Annotated in this window: 14 protein-coding genes; 13 read left to right on the forward strand and 1 reads right to left on the reverse strand. The window is 68.8% G+C overall.

Features of this window, described 5'->3' with window-relative positions:
* The 13 genes from F9K34_RS11325 to F9K34_RS11385 form a co-directional block, all read left to right on the forward strand.
* The coding region (locus F9K34_RS11325) for an efflux RND transporter periplasmic adaptor subunit (RefSeq protein ID WP_291337075.1) at window positions 1–661 on the forward strand (661 nt) is incomplete at its 5' end.
* On the forward strand, window positions 658–3,702 hold the full coding sequence (locus F9K34_RS11330) for an efflux RND transporter permease subunit (RefSeq protein WP_291337076.1): 3,045 nt from the start codon (window positions 658–660) through the stop codon (window positions 3,700–3,702). The genes F9K34_RS11325 and F9K34_RS11330, both read left to right, overlap by 4 nt.
* A gap of 212 nt (window positions 3,703–3,914) precedes the next feature.
* Window positions 3,915–4,121, forward strand: coding sequence for a Flp family type IVb pilin (locus tag F9K34_RS11335; RefSeq protein ID WP_291337077.1), 207 nt, complete (start codon window positions 3,915–3,917; stop codon window positions 4,119–4,121).
* Window positions 4,122–4,232: 111 nt separating this feature from the next.
* On the forward strand, window positions 4,233–5,039 hold the full coding sequence (gene cpaB / locus F9K34_RS11340; protein WP_291337078.1) for a Flp pilus assembly protein CpaB: 807 nt from the start codon (window positions 4,233–4,235) through the stop codon (window positions 5,037–5,039).
* Between the two features lie 18 nt (window positions 5,040–5,057).
* Window positions 5,058–6,521 (forward strand): pilus assembly protein TadG-related protein, encoded by a 1,464-nt coding sequence (locus F9K34_RS11345; RefSeq protein ID WP_291337079.1) that lies wholly within the window; start codon window positions 5,058–5,060, stop codon window positions 6,519–6,521.
* A gap of 5 nt (window positions 6,522–6,526) precedes the next feature.
* Window positions 6,527–7,045, forward strand: coding sequence for a TadE/TadG family type IV pilus assembly protein (locus F9K34_RS11350; RefSeq protein ID WP_291337080.1), 519 nt, complete (start codon window positions 6,527–6,529; stop codon window positions 7,043–7,045).
* On the forward strand, window positions 7,042–7,680 hold the full coding sequence (locus tag F9K34_RS11355) for a TadE/TadG family type IV pilus assembly protein (protein ID WP_291337081.1): 639 nt from the start codon (window positions 7,042–7,044) through the stop codon (window positions 7,678–7,680). The genes F9K34_RS11350 and F9K34_RS11355 overlap by 4 nt, the downstream gene beginning before the upstream one ends.
* Before the next feature lie 33 nt (window positions 7,681–7,713).
* Window positions 7,714–8,889, forward strand: a complete 1,176-nt coding sequence (locus F9K34_RS11360; protein WP_291337082.1) for an AAA family ATPase — start codon at window positions 7,714–7,716, stop codon at window positions 8,887–8,889.
* 12 nt (window positions 8,890–8,901) lie between these two features.
* A complete protein-coding gene (locus tag F9K34_RS11365) occupies window positions 8,902–10,293 on the forward strand; it encodes a CpaF family protein (RefSeq protein ID WP_291337083.1) in 1,392 nt (463 codons plus the stop codon).
* Window positions 10,290–11,258, forward strand: a complete 969-nt coding sequence (locus tag F9K34_RS11370; RefSeq protein ID WP_291337084.1) for a type II secretion system F family protein — start codon at window positions 10,290–10,292, stop codon at window positions 11,256–11,258. The genes F9K34_RS11365 and F9K34_RS11370 overlap by 4 nt, the downstream gene beginning before the upstream one ends.
* A 10-nt stretch (window positions 11,259–11,268) precedes the next feature.
* The gene (locus F9K34_RS11375; protein WP_291337085.1) at window positions 11,269–12,267 is read left to right on the forward strand and encodes a type II secretion system F family protein; all 999 of its coding nucleotides are present in this window, start codon (window positions 11,269–11,271) and stop codon (window positions 12,265–12,267) included.
* Between the two features lie 361 nt (window positions 12,268–12,628).
* Window positions 12,629–13,465 carry a helix-turn-helix transcriptional regulator gene (locus F9K34_RS11380; RefSeq protein WP_291337086.1) on the forward strand — a complete coding sequence of 279 codons (837 nt, stop codon included), beginning with the start codon at window positions 12,629–12,631 and terminating at the stop codon, window positions 13,463–13,465.
* Window positions 13,466–13,483: 18 nt separating this feature from the next.
* Entirely contained in the window at window positions 13,484–13,945 is a 462-nt protein-coding gene (locus tag F9K34_RS11385; RefSeq protein ID WP_291337088.1) for a prepilin peptidase, read from the forward strand.
* 6 nt (window positions 13,946–13,951) lie between these two features.
* Here F9K34_RS11385 and F9K34_RS11390 read toward each other — a convergent pair whose 3' ends face one another.
* Window positions 13,952–15,946 carry a DNA/RNA non-specific endonuclease gene (locus F9K34_RS11390; protein ID WP_291337087.1) on the reverse strand — a complete coding sequence of 665 codons (1,995 nt, stop codon included), beginning with the start codon at window positions 15,944–15,946 and terminating at the stop codon, window positions 13,952–13,954.
* Window positions 15,947–15,985 lie beyond the last annotated feature (39 nt).

A 15,985-nucleotide genomic window follows, 5' to 3' on the forward strand; every position in this document is an offset into this window, starting at 1 on the left:
CGCCTGCTCCAGCCGCGTCGCCGCCGCGGCGCGGCTGGAGCAGGCGCAGGCGGACGTGGCGCGCGCGCGAGACAATCTTGGCCTCGCCACGCTGACGGCGCCGCAGGATGGTGTCGTCACCTCCGTCTCGGCGGAACCCGGCGGGGCGGTCGCGGCGGGCCAGCCGGTCCTCCGGCTTGCGGCAACCGACGAGCGCGAGGTCGCGATCGACCTGACCGAGCAGGACGTGGCCGCCCATCCCGTCGGCACCCGGTTCATCGTGCGGCTCGTCGCCAATGCCGAGGTCGCCGCCGAGGCGACGCTGAACCGGATCGACCCGGTGGCTTTCGCGGCCACCCGGACCCGTACCGCGCACCTGACGCTCCGGAATGCGGCCAGGGATTTTCGCCTCGGCGCGCTTGTCCTCGTGACGCGCGCCGCCGAGGCGGGCGCCGGCGTCGCGCTGCCGGTTGCCGCGGTCCTCGATGCCGATGGCGCAGCCGCGGTCTGGGTCGTCGCGGGTGCCGACCGCCGCGTCGAGCGGCGCCCGGTCACTCTCGGCCCCGCGGTGGGCGACTTCGTCGTCGTCGCCTCGGGCCTGAATCCCGGGGACGAGGTCGTCACCAAGGGCATCCATTCGCTTGAGGAGGGGCAGATGGTCGGCCCGCGCGTGACCGAATGACCGGCTTCAACCTTTCGGACTGGGCGATCAAGCACCGGTCCTTCGTCTGGTTCCTGATGATCGTCTCGACCCTAGCGGGCGTGCTTTCCTATGTCTCGATCGGGCGCGAGGAAGACCCGAACTTCGCGATCAAGACCATGATCATCTCGGCCGCGCTGCCCGGCGCCACCACCGCCGAGACCCTCGCCCAGGTCACCGACCGGATCGAGAAGAAGCTCGAGGATCTCGACGAACTCGACTTCACCCGTTCGGTGACGGCCCCCGGCCAGGCCGTCGTCTACGTCGAGCTTCTGCCGACCACCAAGCCCGATCGCCTGCCGCTGATCTGGCAGCGCGTGCGCAACATGATGGCCGACATCCGGCCGGAGTTCCCGTCCGAGTTCGCGGGCTTCCAGTTCAACGACAACTTCGGCGACGTCTTCGGAAACATCTACGCCTTCACCGCCGACGGCTTCACCCCGCGAGAGGTGCGCGACTACGTCGAAAACGTCCGCCGCGCGGTCCAGGCGCTGCCGGACGCGGGCAAGGTGGAGATCTTCGGGACGCAGGACGAGGTGATCTACCTCGAATTCTCGACCGAGAAGCTTGCCGCGCTGGGGCTCAACCAACAGGCGGTGATGGCCACGCTCGCCGCGCAGAACGCCATCCTGCCCTCCGGCGTGATCGACGCCGGACCCGAGCAGGTGCTCGTGCGCATCGGTGGGCAGTTCTCAGGCACCGAAAGCCTCGAGGCGATCAACCTGCGCGTCGGCGACCGCTTCTTCCGCCTGTCGGACGTGGCCGACATCCGCCGCACCTACGAGGACCCGCCATCCACCCTCTTCCGTTTCCGCGGCGAGGAGGCGGTGGGCCTTTCGGTCGGGATGAAGGCCGGGGCCAACATCGTCGATTTCGGCGCCGCGCTCGACGCGGTGATTGCGACCGCGCAGGCGAACCTGCCGGTCGGGATCGAGATTCACCAGGTCGCCAACCAGCCCCATGTCGTGGACGAGGCGGTGGGCCACTTCCTCCAGGCGCTTCTCGAGGCCGTGCTGATCGTGCTGGCGGTCAGCTTCATCTCGCTCGGGGTGCGCGCGGGGCTTGTTGTCACGCTGACGATCCCGCTCGTGCTCGCGATCACCTTCGTGGTCATGGATTATGCCGGTTTCACGCTGCAGCGAATCTCGCTCGGCGCGCTGATCATCGCGCTCGGTCTTCTCGTCGATGACGCGATGATCGCCATCGAGACGATGGTCGCCCGGCTAGAAAAGGGCGCGACACTGACGGCCGCCGCCTCCCATGCCTGGACGTCCATCGCCTTCCCGATGCTCACCGGCACGCTCGTGACCATTGCCGGATTCATTCCCGTCGGGCTCAACGATTCCGCGGCCGGCGAGTTCGTCTTCTCGCTCTTCGTGGTCATCGCGGTCTCGCTCATCGTCTCGTGGATCGTCGCCGTGCTGTTCGCGCCGCTGCTGGGGGTCACGTTCCTGCCCGCGAAGCTTGCGCACCACGACCACGGGCCGGGCCGGGTGCGGCGCGCGTTCCACCGGATGCTCCGGCTCGCGATGCGCTTCCGCTGGGTGACGATCGCGCTTACCCTCGCGGCCTTCGCGGTGTCGATCTGGGCCATGCGCTTCGTCGAGAACCAGTTCTTTCCCAACTCCGACCGGCCCGAACTCATCATCGATTTCGCCCTGCCGCAGAACGCCGCCATCTCGGAGACCTCGGCCCAGATGGCGCGGATGGAGGACTATCTGGCCGGCAACGACAAGGCGCTCTTCTGGGCCGCCTACGTCGGCCGCGGCGCGCCGCGGTTCCTTCTGGCCTACGACGTGCCGACACCCGGCCCCAACATGGGACAGATCGTGATCCAGACGCCCTCGGTCGAGGCGCGCAACGCGCTGCGGGCCGAACTGCGCGAGATCGCGGCACGGGACTTCCCCGGCATCGACATCTACGTGAAGCTTCTCGACATCGGCCCGCCTGTCGGACGGCCGGTGCAGTACCGGCTGAGCGGGCCCGACATCGACATGGTGCGCGACAGGGCGCGGGAGCTTGCCGCCGTTATGGCCACCGACGCAAGGCTCGCGAACATCGTGATGGACTGGAACGAGCCCGCGCGTGTGGTGCGGGTCAACGTCCTGCAGGACAAGGCCCGCCAGCTTGGCATCAGCCCGAGCGACATCGCAGCCGCGCTCAGCACGATCTATGACGGCAAGACGGTCACGCAACTGCGCGACGCGGCCTATCTCGTCGACATCGTCACGCGCGGCGACGAGCGCTCGCGCACCTCGGTCGAGGAACTCGCCGGGCTCCAGCTTTCGGGAAGCGGCAACGTGACGATCCCGCTGCGGACCGTTGCCACCTTCGACTATGGCACCGAGCAGCCGGTCATCCACCAGCGCAACCGGATGCCGACGATCACCGTCAAGGCGGCGATCACCACGAAGGACCAGCCCGACACCATCGTGAAGGCGCTTCAGCCCCGCATCGACGCCTTCGCGGCAAGCCTTACCGCGGGCCTCCATGTCGAGGTCGGCGGCACCGTCGCCGAAAGCGCCAAGAGCCAGGCGCCCATCGCCGCCGTCGTTCCCCTCATGATCCTCATCATGCTGACCCTGATCATGGTGCAGGTGCAGGGTTTCCGGCTGACCTTCGTTGTGCTCTGCGCCGCGCCCCTGGGCCTCATCGGCGTCGTGGCGGCACTCGTCCCCTCGGGCGCGCCCCTCGGCTTCGTCGCGATCCTCGGGGTACTGGCGCTCATCGGCATCCTGATCCGCAACTCGATCATCCTCGTGGACGAGATCGAGGTGCTGCGCGCGAAGGGCCACAACGCCTGGGAGGCGGTCTTCGAGGCCTCCGACGCGCGCGCCCGGCCGATCCTCCTGACCGCGGCGGCGGCGAGCCTCGCGCTGATCCCGATCTCGCGGCAGATCTTCTGGGGGCCGATGGCCTATGCGATGATGGGCGGCATCATCGCCGGCACGATCATCACCCTGGTCTTCGTGCCGGCGCTCTACCTCGCGGTCTTCCGCGTGAAGCGCGACCCGCAGCCCTGATCGCATCGGAGCGGTCCGGCCCCAGTTCTGCCGCATTTTCCGCCCCGGGCAGAGAAAATACAACCCATCGGTGAAACTTTCATCGTTTCAGACGATGCGCCGCCACATTTCCGCCTCAATGCTGAGGGGGAGCCGCAAGCCTGCCTTCCGGTTCGTCTCTCTCTGACCCCGGGGCCTGCCCGGAAATCCTGACCGCATTTGAGGAGAACGAAATGCGCGCAACCCTGATGAAGAAACTCCGCTCGTTCCGCCGCGACGAAGAAGGCGTGACGCTGGTCGAATACGGCATCGCGCTGGTGCTCGCCGTCGTCGTCGGCACCTCGACGCTGAGCCTGCTCGCGCAGGACGTCGAAGGCCAGATGGACGCCGCCTGCAACGTGATGAACACCACCGGGACCGTGGGCACCGGCGGCTGCTGACGCACGAGACAGCGAAACACTCCTGTTCCGCGGCCGGGAGGGGCTGCCCGGTCGCGGAACAGGCACCACCCGGCCGCCCGTCGGCGGCCGTCTCAGCCGGAGGAAAAGCCCATGGGCATACGTTCCGTTCTCGTCGCCATGCTCGGCGTCGCCGTCGCCGGAGGCTCGGCCTACGGTGCCCGCGAGTATCTCGACCAGAGCCGCGCCGTGGCCGCCACCGACCCCGCCGCCGCGCTCGTCACCGTCGTCGTCGCGGGGCGGGACATTCCCTTCGGCCAGCCGATCCAGCCGCAGATGCTCCAGGTCCTGTCCTGGCCGCGTGCCGCCCTTCCGCCGGGGGCGATCACGGATCTCAACGCGCTCGTCGCCCAGCCCGGGATGCAGCCGCGCCGCGCCACGCACGAGATCGCGCAGGGAGAACTCATCCTCGCGTCCAAGGTCTCGAACTTCGGCGAGAAGGTCACGATCGTGCAGAGCCTCGGCGAGAACAGCCGCGCCATGGCGATCCGGGTCGATGCCGAAACCGCCGTCGGCGGCTTCGTGACCCCCGGGGACAGCGTCGACATCGTGCTGACGCAGGGCAACAACACGACCCTTCGCGCCGTCACCATCCTGCAGAACATCCGCGTCCTCGGCGTCGACCAGCAGGCCGACCAGCAGACCGACCAGCCGCAGATCGCGCGCACCGTCACCGTCGAGGTCACGCCCGAACAGAGCCAGACGCTGGCGCTTGCCCAGAAGGCGGGAACGCTGAGCCTGTCGCTCCGCTCGCTCGAAAATGCCGAGGACAAGCCGCTCGAGTCCATCCGTCTCTCCGACATCCTGCGCGAACAGTCGCCGGTGGAGGAACCGACCGTGGCCAAGCCGACGGTGCGGGTCCGCCGCGCCAACGCGGTCGAGGTCGTGGAAGTCGAGTGAGGGGCGGAGCTTCGGACCATGACGATCGGCAGAACCCTCCGCACCTTCGGCCGGGACGAGGCCGGCGCGATCCTGGTCTTCTGGGCGATGGCGCTGGTCATGCTGCTCGGCATGGTGGCGCTGTCGTTCGACATCGGCCGCCTCGCGGCCACCCAATCCGAGCTTCAGTCCTACGCCGACCAGGTGGCACTTGCCGCCGCCGGCGAGCTTGACGGACGCGATGACGCGATCACACGCGCCACCGCCGCCGCAGCGAACTTCGTCACCGACAGCCAGACTTTCGGAAACGGTTCGCGGGCGCTCGGCGGCGGGACAGACTACGTGATCGGCTTCTACGAATCGCTTCCCGCAAGCGACAGCGGCAGCCTCGCCCCCGGCCAGACGACGGTACCCGAGGATGCGATCTATGCCAGCGTGATCGTGAACCAGCAGACAGTCGGCTTCTCCTTCGGATCGGTCATCTCGGTGCTGACCGGAGGGGCCATGGCCACGCCGGCGACAAGTGCCTCGGCCGTGGCCGGCTTCACCCAGTACGCCTGCGACATCACGCCGATGATGTTTTGCATCCCGAGCCCGAGCTTCGACGCCTCGAACCCGGCCACCGTGGGCGACATGATCCGGCTCCGGTCGGGTGGCCAGGGGGCCGCCTGGGGGCCGGGCAACTTCGGCTTTCTGGAGCCCTCGACGCTCGCCCTCGACGCCACCGGCAACTGCGCAGGCTCGGGCGGCACGGGGCCGACGCTGCGCTGTGTCCTCGGGGCCGTCGGCAGCATCACCCAATGCTTCGCCCAGCGCGGCGTGGACACCGAACCGGGCCAGAAGGTCGGCATCACCAATGACGCGCTCAACACCCGCTTCGACATGTGGGCGGGCGCGATGAAGAACGAGAAGAACAACCCGATCTACGCGCCGGCGGCGAACGTCATCAAGGGGCTGGAGCCGAAGGGCGGCAACGCCTGCAGCTGGTCCAACCCGCAGGCCACGGCCGACACGAAGGCCGTTCCGCGCGACGACTGCTTCCCCGGCTGCGCGCCCTATGGCGACGGCAACTGGTCGGCCGGGCGCATGGCTTACGTAACGGCCAATTATGGCGGCACCGACCCGCATTCGGGCGCCGGGACGCGCTATGAGTACTACCTCGCCGAGATCGCCGCTGCGGGCGGCGGCATGTCCAGCACGCCGATCCTGAACGGATTGTCCGAGACCGGCCGGCCGATGTGCTCGCCCCACCAGGACCCGGACCCCGAGCGTCGCGTCATCATCGCGGCCGGGATCGACTGCAGCGCGAACCCGATCAGCGGCCGCGCGACCGGCGTGCCCGTGCACCAGTTCGTCAAGATGTTCATCACCGAGCCCGTGGTGGACAACGGCTCGACCAACGGGCTCGACATCTACGCCGAGATCATCGGCTCGGCCGGGGGCAACGCGGGCAGCGGCGGCTCGGCCGGCGTGATCCACGACGTCGTGCAGCTTTACCGGTGACGCCCGTGAGCCATAGTCCAAACCATCCGATCCACGCCAGGCTTCGCCACTTCGTCAGGGCCGACGACGGCGCCGCGCTCGTCGAGTTCGCCCTGGTGCTGCCGATGATGCTTCTGATCTTTGCCGTGATCGTCGAGGGCAGCCGCATGATGATCGCCTACCAGAGTGCGATCGGCGGCGTCCGCGATGCCACGCGCTACCTCGCCCGCGTCGTGCCGGGGAACATCTGCGCGGCTGGCGGAACCGTCACCGGCTACGCGCCGAAGCTCGCCGCCATCGTCGGCCAGAGCACGACGGGAAGCGCGGTCTTCGCCCCGTCCGTCACCGTCACCTCGGTCACGCCGTCCCTCGCCTGTGTCGGCGTCGCTGGCGCCTACCGCGTCAGTCCCGCCCCCGTCGCCACCGTGAGTGCGGTGGTGGAGATCGCATTTCCCTTCCGCGGGCTCTTCACGCTTTTCGGCGCCGGCCCCTCGGCCACGCTCACGACCACGGTCACCGACCGCGCGAAGGTCTTCGGGACATGACGGGCTTCCTTCATATCCTCCGGCGTTTCTGGGCCGACGAGTCGGGAACGACGCTGGTCGAGCTTGCCTTCGTGATCCCGCTCTTCCTGCTCCTTTTCTTCGGGCTGATCGACTTCGGCCGGATGGGGGCGGAGTTTGTCATGACCGACAAGGCCATGCAGATCGCGAGCCGGATCGCCGTGGTCCGCCCGGCCGCCTGTGCCGGCGTTCCGGCCAGCAACGCGCGAGGTGCGACACCCGTCGGCACTGTCCCGCCACGGTTCGGCACGCCCTGCTCGGCAGGAGGGACGGTCTGTGCGGCGACGGCCACGATCACCTGCGCGGGGGCGACGGGCAACGCCACCGCCAACGAGATCTGGACAGCCATCGCGCCCCTGATGCCGGCAGGATCGAGCGTGGCGAACCTCAGCTTCCGCTACGAGTTCGACCCAGCGCTGAACTTCCTCGGCGGGCCCTACGTGCCGGTCGTCACGGTCGAGCTCACCAACCTGAATTTCGCCTTCGTGACACCGCTCGGCAACCTCGCCGCGCTCGCGCGCGGTGCCGTGCCGGGCGGTCCCGGCTGGGGCGTGCCCTTCCCTGCGATGAGCATGTCGCTGCCGGCAGAGGACCTGAACCTTGGCGAGAACGGATGAGTATGGCGGGTGGACCGCCGAAAGGATGACGAGATGACCGACGCTGCGAAATCCCTGCTCGTGATCGCGCCGGAGCCCCGCGTTTCGGAGGCCATCGCGGCGTCCTTCGCCAGCGACGCGGGCGTGAGGGTGGACCGGCGCACGGCGACGCTCGCCGGACTGAACGGCCACGCCATCGAGGCGCTGGCGACCTATGACGTCATCCTCTTCCAGACCAACCCGAACGACCAGGCCGATCTGGCCGCGATCCGCGAGCTCGTGGCGCATCGGCGCGAGCAGACGAAACTCATCGCCCTTGCCGACGGCGACATTTCGCTGGCACAGGCCCGGGCGCTGTCGGACGCCGGGGTGGACGAGGTCCTACCGTTGCCGCCGGAAGCCCGAACCTCGACACAAGGGCGCGCCCATGCCGGCGGTTCGAGGCGCGCGGGGCGGATCATCGCGGTGGCCCAGGCGCGCGGCGGGATCGGATCGACCACCGTGGCCGTCAACCTCGCCGACCAGCTGGCGACCGGCGTGGGGCTGAGGCGCTCGGATCCGCGGCCGAAGGTTGCACTCGTCGACCTCGACCTTCAGTTCGGCACCGTCGGCTCGTTCCTCGACCTCGCCGAGCAGGACACGCTGCTGAAGCTCGCCATGGACGGCACCGTCCCCGACGCCACCTTCCTCGAGCAGTCGATGGCAACCCTGCCGAACGGCCTTTCCGTCCTCGCCGCTCCCGCAAGGTTCGCCCCGCTCGACGCGTTGCGGGCCGAGCAGGTTGCGGCGATCCTCGACACGCTGCGCCAGACTTGCGACTACGTTGTCGTGGACCTGCCCCGCGCGCTCGTCGGCTGGATCGAGCCGGTGATCGAACGGGCCGACGAGATGCTGATCGTCACCGATATCTCGGTGCCCTCGATCCGGCATTGCCGCCGCCTGATAGAGTTCCTGACGCAGGACAATCTGGCCCTGCCCGTCGAGATCGTGGTGAACCACCAGCGCAAGCCGCTCTTCCGTTCGAAGCTTCAGCGCGAGGCGGCGAAGGCCCTCGACCGCCGGCTCGACCACTGGCTGCCACACGACCCGAGCGCCGCGGCCGTCGCGGCCGACAGGGGCCAGCCCCTGTCGCAGTCAGCGCCCCGATCCGCGCTCGGCAAGGCCATGCGGGCGCTCGCGCGCGAAACCCGCGCGAGGCTCCCGGCCGCCACCCAGAAATCCGCAAAGTAGGAGATCCGGACCGTGTTCAGGCAATTCACCCGTAGCGACAAGCCGGCCGGCTCCAACGTCGTCGATCTGGGCGCAAAGACCGGCCGGCCGGCCGTCTCCCCGACCGCGACCGACCCGCTCGACCAGGAACTCGTCCAGCGACTGGAACTGAAGAGCCATCTTCACGACATCCTCCTCGACCGGCTCAACCTCGCCGTCATCGACAAGGTCCAGCCCGAGGAACTTCGCCGCGAGGTCGCCGCGCTCGTCGCGCAGGTCCTGTCGGACGAAAGCCGGCCGATGCGGACCGAGGAGTTCAAGCAGCTCGTGGACGAGCTCCTCGACGAGGTCCTGGGCTTCGGGCCGCTGGAGCCGCTGCTGGCCGATCCTACCGTGAACGACATCCTCGTGAACTCGCACCGCAGCGTCTATGTCGAGCGCTTCGGCGTCCTCGAAAAGACCAGGGTGCGGTTCCGCGACGAGCGCCATCTCTTGCGCATCATCGACAAAATCGTGAGCCGCGTGGGGCGGCGGGTGGACGAGTCGAGCCCCTGGGTCGATGCGCGGCTCGAGGATGGCAGCCGCGTGAACGCGATCATCCGACCCTGCGCAATCGACGGCCCCTCGGTGTCGATCCGCAAGTTCGCGCGCAACCCCCTGACGTTCGAGCGCCTTGTCGAACTCGGCACGCTGAACGATCACGCCGCCGCTCTCCTCAAGGCCCTGGTGCAGGCGCGGATGAACGTCCTCATCTCGGGCGGCACCGGGTCCGGCAAGACGACGATGCTGAACGCCATGTCGTCCTACATCGGGGCGCGCGAGCGGGTCGTGACCATCGAGGACGCGGCCGAACTCCAGCTTCAGCAGGACCACGTCGTGCGGCTCGAAACGCGGCCCGCGGGCCCCTCCGGCACCGGCATGGTCACCCAGCGCGACCTTGTGCGCAACGCGCTCAGGATGCGTCCGGACCGGATCATCGTCGGCGAGGTGCGCGGGGCGGAAACCTTCGACATGCTGCAGGCGATGAACACCGGCCACGAGGGGTCGATGACGACGGTCCATGCCAACACGGCGCGCGACGCGCTCGGCCGGATCGAGCAGATGGTGACGATGATCGGGCTCGACTTCCCGGTCTCGGCCATCCGTGCGCAGATCGCCTCCGGGCTCAACGTCGTGATCCAGCTCAACCGTCTCAGCGACGGGTCGCGCCGCGTCATGAGCATTGCCGAGATCACCGGAATGGAGGGAAGCACGATCACGATGCAGGACATCTTCGTCTTCCGGAAGACCGGCATCGGCGAGGACGGGAGCGTGCGGGGGCACTTCACCGCAACCGGCATCCGCCCGCAGTGCTACGACCGTCTGGTGCAGGCCGGCGTCGATCTGCGGCCCGACCTCTTCTCGGCGGAAGGAGTGCGCGCATGAACCCGCTGCCGGAGTTCGAGATCGGCGCCCTTGCCTATGTCGGCGTCTTCATCGGCGTCCTGCTGGCCTTCGAGGGGTTCCGGCAGATTTTGTCGCGCCGTGAGAGCCGGGCCGAGGCGCGCAACCGCCGGATGCGGCTCATCGCAGCCGGAGCGACGACCGAGGAGAGGCTGAGCCTGCTGAAGCCACGGCACGATGCCTGGCGGCTGTCCGGCCTGCCGCTGATCGGGACGCTTCCGTCGGAACTGGCGCGGGCCGGTATGACGATCCGGCCCGAGCTTTTCGTTGCGCTGTCGGCCAGCGCCGCGGCAATCCTCGGCCTTGCGGCGTCGACGGTCATGGACCCGCTGGTGGCGGGCCTCGTCGCGGTGACGCTCGCGGTCGCCGTGCCGGTCCTCTGGGTGCGCGCCCGCCGGAAGAAACGGATGAACGCGCTCGTCGCGCAATTGCCCGACGCGCTCGACCTGATGGCGCGGGGCCTGACGGTGGGCCACCCGCTGAACGCGACCATCGCCTCGGTCGCGCAGGACATGAAGGATCCGGTGGCCATGGAGTTCGGCATCATCGTCGACCAGATCGCCTACGGCGAGGATCTGCCCGAAGCGGTGATGGATTTCGCCGATCGCACCGACCTCGAGGATACCCGCTACCTCGCCGTGTCGATCGCGATCCAGCACGGGACGGGGGGTGACCTCGCGCGGGTGCTGATGACGCTGTCGAAGGTGATCCGCGACCGGCTGACAATGCGCCAGCGGATCAAGGCGATCTCGGCGGAGGGGCGGCTGACCTCGGTCTTCCTCTCGAGCCTGCCGATCGTCATCCTGACCTCGACGATGGTTTCGTCGCCCGACTACTACGCAGGCGTAAGCGACGACCCGCTATTCAGGCCCTTCGCCATCATCGTCGGCACGCTCGTTATCGCGAACTACCTCACGATGCGGAAGCTCGTGAATTTCCGGTTCTGAGGAGAAACCCATGTTCGACGCCCTGTTCGGCCAGATCGAAACCGCCGGCGTTCCGCCGGCGACGGTGTTCATCCTCGGCGTCGGCCTCGGCGCGATGCTGCTCGTCTTCGGGCTCTTCGGCGCCTTCTCCGGCAAGGACCCGGTCCTTCGGAGGATGGAGGCGCAGGGAAGGCGACGTCCGGCGGTGGCCGACGCGGGCATCCTGCGGGACCGGGCCGAGGATCCCAAGGGTCTGATGAAGACGCTCATCCCGGCCGATACCAAGGAAAGGTCAGACGTGGAGCGCCAGCTCGCGCTCGCGGGGTTCTCCGGTCCTCACGCGGTGCGGAACTTCTACCTCATCCGCCTTGCGCTCGGACTGGTGCTGCCGGGCCTTCTCGTCGGCGCGGTCTGGGCGATCCGGACCGGGACGATCGCCGCCCCCGACTCCGTCGTGGCGCTGGTCGGCGGGTGGGGTTCGGCGCGGCTCGCGCAGGTCCTGAGCGTGATCGTGGCGCTTGGCTTCTTCGGCCCGGCCCTCTGGCTCCGGTCCCGCGCCGCGGAACGGCGGCGGGCGATCGAGGAAGCCTTCCCGAACGCCCTCGACCTCCTGCAGATCTCGGTCGAGGCCGGACTTGGCTTCGACGCCGCCATGATCCGCGTCGGCAACGAGATGATGGCCAGCGCCCCCGCCGTCGCGGAGGAGTTCCTTGCCGTGCAGCACGAGATCCAGGCCGGACGGACGCGCGAACGCGCGCTCGTCGACATGGCCGCGCGGATGGGCGTGGACGAGGTGACGGCCTTCGCCAACGTCGTGCTGCAATCCATGCGCTTCGGCACCAGCATGTCGGACACGCTCATCGCCTATGCCGGCGAGATGCGCCGCGCGCGCGAACTCAGGGCGCAGGAGAAGGCCAACCGCCTGCCGGTCTACATGTCCGGCGTCATGGCAACGATGATGCTGCCCGCACTGGTTCTCCTGACGGTTGGGCCGGTCGTGATCCGCTATCTGCGCAACATCGCGGGATGACCGCAGGGCGGGTCGAACCGCAACCGCGGTGCAGAATCGGTACGGCCCGAGCCCGACTCACGCGTCGTCGAGGCGCCGGAACCTCAACAATTCGGGGGAGATCTTCGGACTTTGGTCGGAAGAGCTGTGGATAAATCTACCGGAAGTTGAATTTCTCACCGTTCACCCGCAGCCGGCAGGCAATCATTTGACAGCAGGACCCGTGACCCGGACGCTTGGTCTCACGGGGAACGGCGAGGGGTGCCGCCCGCAGGTTGGGTACAGGGTTCGCGACACGGGTGACCGCAGATTGTTGCATGCGGTGAACGCGCGCCCTCGTGGGTGATTTGAGGAAGCTATGGGGCGTTTCTACACTGAAGGCATGACGGCGGCGGCCGTTCAGGCGCAATCTGTCGACGCGAGCGTCGTTGAAGCCATTGCCGACTGGTGCGATGCACTGCATGGGGACTTGCCGCTGGAGGATGCCTTCGCGGCCCTTGCGGCGGGCCTCGGGGCCGAGGCGGGAATGCTCGTTCGGACGCATTTCAGCGACTTCCGGCCCATGCGGATCGCCGTCTGGGACCGGAATGGCGCGCGCAGCGCATCGCCTCTCGCCACCTCCTTCGCCGACGGACGTTTCGGGCCCCACATCGCCCGGCCGCGTGCGGCCTCGGTCTGGCTCCATTCCCACGCAGACGATGCGGCCGATGTCGATCCGGCGCTCGAGGCATGGCAGGCGCGGCGCGGGCTCGCCGAGCTTGCGGTTCTGGTCCTTTCCGGCGGCCCGGGGATGCGCGACCACATCGAGCTGCATTTCCGCGCCGCGCTCGGCCCACCGACGCAGGCGGCGCTCGGCGCGGTCCTGCCCACGATGGCTCGGACATGGGCGAACCGGCAGGTCGGGCTCGTCACCCGCATGGTCGTCAACCACCGTGCGGCTGCCGAGCCGGCCCCGGCCCGCCCGGTGCCCGCCATGATCCTCAGCCCATCGAACCCGGCGCGGCTCAGCCGGGCCGAGTTTCGGGTTTGCCTTCTGCTCAGCCGCGGCCTCTCGGTGACGGGCGTTTCTGACGAATTGGCGGTGTCGGAAGCCACGGTCCGGTCGCATCTGCGCAGCATCTTCTCCAAGACCGAAACGTCGGGCCTGGCCGAGCTTGTCTTCGCCCTGTTGCGGTCCAAGCCGGACGCCTCGGCCCAGTCCGGCCTGCGTTGCGCCTGAGGCACGGGCGTGGACCTGATGCCCCTCGTCCTCGTCGCACCCATCTTCCTCTGGGGCGCGTGGAGCGATCTGCGGCGGATGCGGATTCCGAACGCCGTCAGCATAATCGCCGTGGCCGTCTTCGTGGCAACGGCGGTCGTCGCCCCGCCCGAGGACCTCGGGCTCAGGGTCGCGGCCGCGGCGGCCGTCTTCGCGCTGGGTTTCGTCACCTACCTCTTCGGCCTGTTCGGCGGCGGCGACGTGAAGATGCTTTCGGCGCTCGTGCTCTTCGTGCCGGTGCCGACGCTTGCGCTCTTTGCCTATGTGTTCTCGGCGGCGATGCTGGCCGGGATGGCGGCGATCCTTCTGCTGCGCCGCCTGCCGGCGGCGCAGCGGCTCGGGTGGAAGTCGATCTCGGGTAGCACCGGCTTCCCGATGGGACTGTCGATCGCGATGGCAGGTCTCGCGCACCCGGCCGCGGCGACGCTCCTCGGGGTCTGACCGCGGTCAGAGCACGACCGCGCTGAACCGGTCCACCAGCACCACCGGCTTCGCGCCCAGGCCGCGCGCCTCGCGTTCCTCCACGCGGTCGAGCGGATCGGCGGCGGCAAGCGGCCCGAAACCGTAGCCGGTCATCGTCTCCAGATCGCGCACCCGGACCTGAAAGGTCCGGTAGGCACCGAAGACGAAGCCCTCGGCGGCCTCGACCACCCGCTGGCCGGAGAGGAGCCGCTGGATGAGCTGGCCCTGGCTCAGGACATAGGCGGTGGCATGGAGCCGCCGGCCGCCCGCGTCGTCCGCGGCCAGCATTGACACCACCTTCCAGAAGCTGAGCGGTAACGGCGCCCCGCTGGTCCCGAACTGAGGATCGTCGTCGGCGTAGACCGGTCCGGAGAACACGTTGGCGCAAAAGCCGTGGGTGACCGCGCTGGTCAGGATGTAGTCCTCCAGCCCCAGCCACATCTCGTCGTTGCGGTTCAGCCCGGCGTGCTGGGGACTCGCATTGGTGTAGTGGAAGCTGTCGAGGTCAGCCCTGCGCGCCTCGGCGTCGCTGTCGCCCCAGTTGGTCTCGGCCCGGCGCACCATGTGGCCCCGGTCGATGGCCGCGTCGGCATAGTCCTCGCGGTCCAGCTGGATCTCGCGCGGGATGCGCAGGTCATGGAACCATGTGCTGTTGGCGCGCTTCAATGGCCGGTAGCGGGATGCGTCGAGGTTGTGCGCGGCAACGACCGGGCCCTTGTTCCGGGCGCTGAAGAGCACGCCGAAGTGTTCATAGCGAAGTTCGTGCGGGCGCGTCGCGGTCGCATCCGCCGGCCGCGCGAGGTCGAGTGCGGCGGGGACGGTCGGCAGCGGAACGCGCGCGTCGCCCAGGAAATCCGGGTCATAGCCGCCGCGCCCCGCGAAGAAGTCGGGCGCGTGGGTGCGGTCCCGCGCCTCTTCTCCACCGCCCGCCGCCGGCAGCGCGGCTCCGGACACCGCGCCGCCAAGCCCCGCCAGCACCGTCTTCAGCGTGCTGATGCGGACGGCGCTGTTGCCGACACCGTACTTGCCGGCGAAGTGCAGCCCCACCACCCTGCCGGTTTCGAGGCTGATCACCGGCGAGCCGGAGTTGCCGCCCAGGGTCGTGCAGTCATGGCCGAGGACGGCCGCGCCATCGCCCGGGGCGAGCTTCAGATAGCCGGGCGAGAATCGCTTCACGTCGTAGAGGCCCCTGAAGTACCGCTCCATGTCGTCGGGGTCGTTGCGGTATGGGTCGGACGCCGGATAGCCCACGACGCCGACGATCTCGCCGTCGCCGCCGTCTGCTTCGGCGAGGTCGAGAATCCCGATTCCCGCCGCGCCGGCGGGACGCGGGATGCGACCGATGGCGATGTCGGCGGAGATGTCGTCGGCAAGGTAGCTGAAGCGGTCGAGTGCGAAGAGCTTCGCGGGATCCGGTTCCATCTCGGCCTCTTCGCCGAAGTCGATGGCGGCGCCGTAGCGCTGGTTGTTGTACGGGTTGAACATGAAGACGCCGTCGCCGCGGAAGGTCCGCCGCGCGACGATCGCCGCCACGTGCCGGTTGGTGGCCACGAGAAGGTGGCCGGGTCCATCCTCGCCCACCACCCAGCCGGTGCCGCCCCAGGCCATGTCGTGATTGACGAATTCGATCCGACCCACGGATGGCAGGAACTTCTCGACCGCCGCGATCTTCGCGTCGGTGCCGGCCGGGAACTCGTTTCCGAGGGTGGTCTTGCCCTCCACGATGCCGTTGCGCACCACCAGCGGCGGACGGCCCGACACGCGGACGATGGCCTCGAGCACGGGAAGCGGCATCGCCCCGCTGGCCTCGAGCGCCGGAAGGGGCGTGTCGAGGGCCTCGCGGATCGTCTCGGCGCTGAAGCCGAACTCGGCGACGACCGGGTTGCGCCGGCCAAGTGCCGCGCGGACCTTGTCGAACCCGCCCTTCGCCGCGAGCCCTTCGAGCCGCCGCAGCGTCTCTTCGTTGGTTCTCCGTGCCATCTCGATCCCTCCTTCACCTCGCCACGTCGCCGTCCGGCC

Origin of the sequence: Albidovulum sp. (assembly GCF_008933605.1) — a bacterium.
Classification (GTDB): Bacteria; Pseudomonadota; Alphaproteobacteria; order Rhodobacterales; family Rhodobacteraceae; genus Albidovulum.